A 2,946-nucleotide genomic window follows, 5' to 3' on the forward strand; every position below is an offset into this window, starting at 1 on the left:
CTTGTCCCCTTGTCCCCTTGTCCCCTTGTCCCCTTGTCCCCTTGTCCCCTTGTCCTACTCTCCTAACACCCAATGAACGAGTGTTCTCACACCGTAACCTGTGGCGCCTGGGCTGTTGTAACCGTTTTCTTTGTCTGTCCACACTGGGCCGGCTATGTCTAGGTGCGCCCACGGTGTTTCTTTGACGAACTGTTTGAGAAACAAAGCCGCAGTAATGGAACCACCAGCACGTGGCCCGGTATTTTTCATGTCGGCAATGCCAGATTTTAAGCCTTCAAAATATTTTTCTTCCATTGGCATCCGCCAGACTTTTTCCCCGGCGTTTTCGGCGGCTTTCTCTAATTGGGTAGCTACTGTGTCATCTTGTGTAAACAAACCGCCAATATCATCTCCCAAAGCGATGATGCACGCACCTGTGAGGGTTGCTAAATCAACGATCGCATCTACTTGCAATTTTTCGGCAAAGACTAAGGCATCAGCTAAGGTTAAACGCCCTTCAGCATCGGTGTTGTTGACTTCGATAGTTTTGCCATTTGATGCTTTTAAGATGTCACCTGGGTGCATAGCGTGACCGCTAATCATGTTTTCGGTAGCGGCTGAGATAAAGTGAACTTCTACATCTGGCTTGATTTGGGCAATGGCTTTGGCTGCACCTAAGGTGGTAGCTGCACCTCCCATGTCCATTTTCATGGTTTCGATGCCACTACCAGCACCTTTAATGTTCAAGCCACCGGAATCGAAGGTTAATCCTTTACCAACTATTGCTAATTTGCGTTTGGGTGTCCCTTCTGGTTTGTAGGTGAGATGAATGAATTTTGGCGGTAAGTCAGAAGCTTGGGCCACTCCTAAAAATGCACCCATGCCCAGTTTTTCACAGTCTTCGCGTTCTAAAATTGCTACTTGAATCCCGTGATCAGTTGCGATCGCCTGGGCTGTTTCTGCCAAGGTAATGGGTGTGACTTCGTTGGCTGGCGCGGCTACCAATTGCCTAGCTAAAATTACTCCAGACACAATTTGATTAGCGCGGGTAATGGCTGCTTCTTGGCCACTAAATCCCAGTAAATCGATAGTTTCCAGTTTTGCCCCTTTATCTTCTGGTTCCGATTTAAAGCGTGTGTCTTGGTAAAGGGCTAGTTGTGTACCTTCGGCGATGGCTTGGGCTGTGGCAGCGGGATCATTATTCCACAGTGGGAAACTAAAGCCTAAACTTTTACTTTTTTGCTTTTTGGCCGCTCTTGCTACAGCAGCAGCAGCACGTCGTAGAGTTTCTAATTTTAAAGCATCGGGTTTCCCCAAACCTACCAAAATTATTTTCCGAATTGGGCCGCCTGCACTAACACGGGTGAAGATTGTGCTGTAGGCTTTCCCTGTAAATTCTTCTTCGGCAATCAGATCTTTTAAGAGTCCAGACAACTTGTCATTTAAAGTTGTTAGTTCACCTGTTAACTCTACGGCATCTTCAAATAATCCAATAGCCAAACTATCGCCTGCCCACTCTAGCAAAGGCGTATCACTAGGTTGAATTTTCATTTTGGGAACTTTAATTTAAATTTTCCTACTTGTACCAGTATTGCTTAAAATTTTTTCTTTGCTCATACATCCTTAATTAGCAAGACCCTAACCTCTGTAGGTGAAAGGGTCAAAATTTTAACTACGGTCGTCAAGTTGGGCAATTTTTTCGCACTGCGCTAATAACGGCTTGATAACATCGGGATTGAGTTGTTTGAGTTGAGCAATTTTTTCACACCGCGCTCGTAAAGGAACTTTAAAATCAGGATTGAGTTGATTTATCAGCTTTTCTAAAGGCTGGGGTGATTTGATGTTTTGGGCGATCGCTTCTAATGATGTCTCGCTCATGTTGGCTGCTTGCAACTCTGGTAAAAGGTCTTCCCAGGTTTTCTCTGGATGGCTATCAAGGATTAACTGCACTAAAATTTGATCCATGATGGCTTCTTGAGCAATGGCAGTTTCTAGATACTTGTCACTTTGTGCTTGTAAATTGGCTAATGTCTCTGGAGAATCCAGGGAAATTGAGTCATCTAGTTTGGCTTCATAAAAGCGACAGGCTGCATATCCCAAGGAATAAATCATAGTGGCATTGGAACTAGTGGCGATCGCCGCACCGGCAAAAGGCACATTTCGCAACAAGCCTAATCCCGCCACACGTAATAACCGGCCACCACCTAAACCCAAACCAAAAATTGCCAACACTTCACCTTTACGGCTAGAGTCTTTTAAATCTAGTCCATAAGCGGCGGCAATTTGGTAGAGCATTTCTGACTGAATTTTCGTCGTCGCTGCTAAATCAATAGCCAACAACGCCGCTGCTACTCCCGGTAAAATACTACTTGCCAGTCCAATTCCACCTGCTTTAGTAGCTTTGTCTACCATAATCCGGTGGGCAATTTGACTAGGCGATTCATGAGGATATTTTTGTTTGAGCTTATTTACTGAAGCTGCTGCCTTTTCTAAATCAACACTTTCACTGGGGCCAATCAGCCAATTGAGATTTAACACCCCGGTTAGTTTTCTAATAAACCAATTTTCGCTAATGTGGTTGATGACATCGCCAGTGGTTTGGGTTGCTTGCTCAATTAATTTATGTGTTTGTTTAGCCGCGACAACTCCAGCATCAATAGATGTAGATAAGACTATCTTGCCCGTTGCGGCTGCGGTATGAGTAATTGCTCCGCCCACATCACCTACAGTTTTAGCTAAAGACTCGATTACAGATTGATTGTCTTTTTCTGTGGGTGAATTATCTGCTTGTTTCACCTCTATTTTTTTTGGAGTTTTATCTGCCATTTGTGGCACCATCTTAAAAACCTATGCTTTAGGTTTTAGCGAAAATGAAGGTACCTTCACATCTTCCAAAAAGGGCAAATTATGAAAATGGTGGGTAGATTTAGCAGACTTTTTCCCTTATTTCCCCCTGCTCCCCTGCTC

General features: G+C 44.3%; 2 protein-coding genes. Both read right to left on the minus strand.

Annotated elements, in window-relative coordinates; translation table 11 throughout:
• Positions 1-54: 54 nt before the first annotated feature.
• On the minus strand, positions 55-1,530 hold the full coding sequence (locus ACM0OS_RS28625) for a leucyl aminopeptidase (protein ID WP_414546565.1): 1,476 nt from the start codon (positions 1,528-1,530) through the stop codon (positions 55-57).
• 117 nt (positions 1,531-1,647) lie between these two features.
• Complete coding sequence (locus ACM0OS_RS28630) at positions 1,648-2,805, minus strand: hypothetical protein (RefSeq protein ID WP_414546566.1); 1,158 nt, start codon at positions 2,803-2,805, stop codon at positions 1,648-1,650.
• Positions 2,806-2,946 lie beyond the last annotated feature (141 nt).

The organism is Nostoc sp. CCY0012 (assembly GCF_963920855.1).
Classification (GTDB): domain Bacteria; phylum Cyanobacteriota; class Cyanobacteriia; order Cyanobacteriales; family Nostocaceae; genus Cyanocohniella.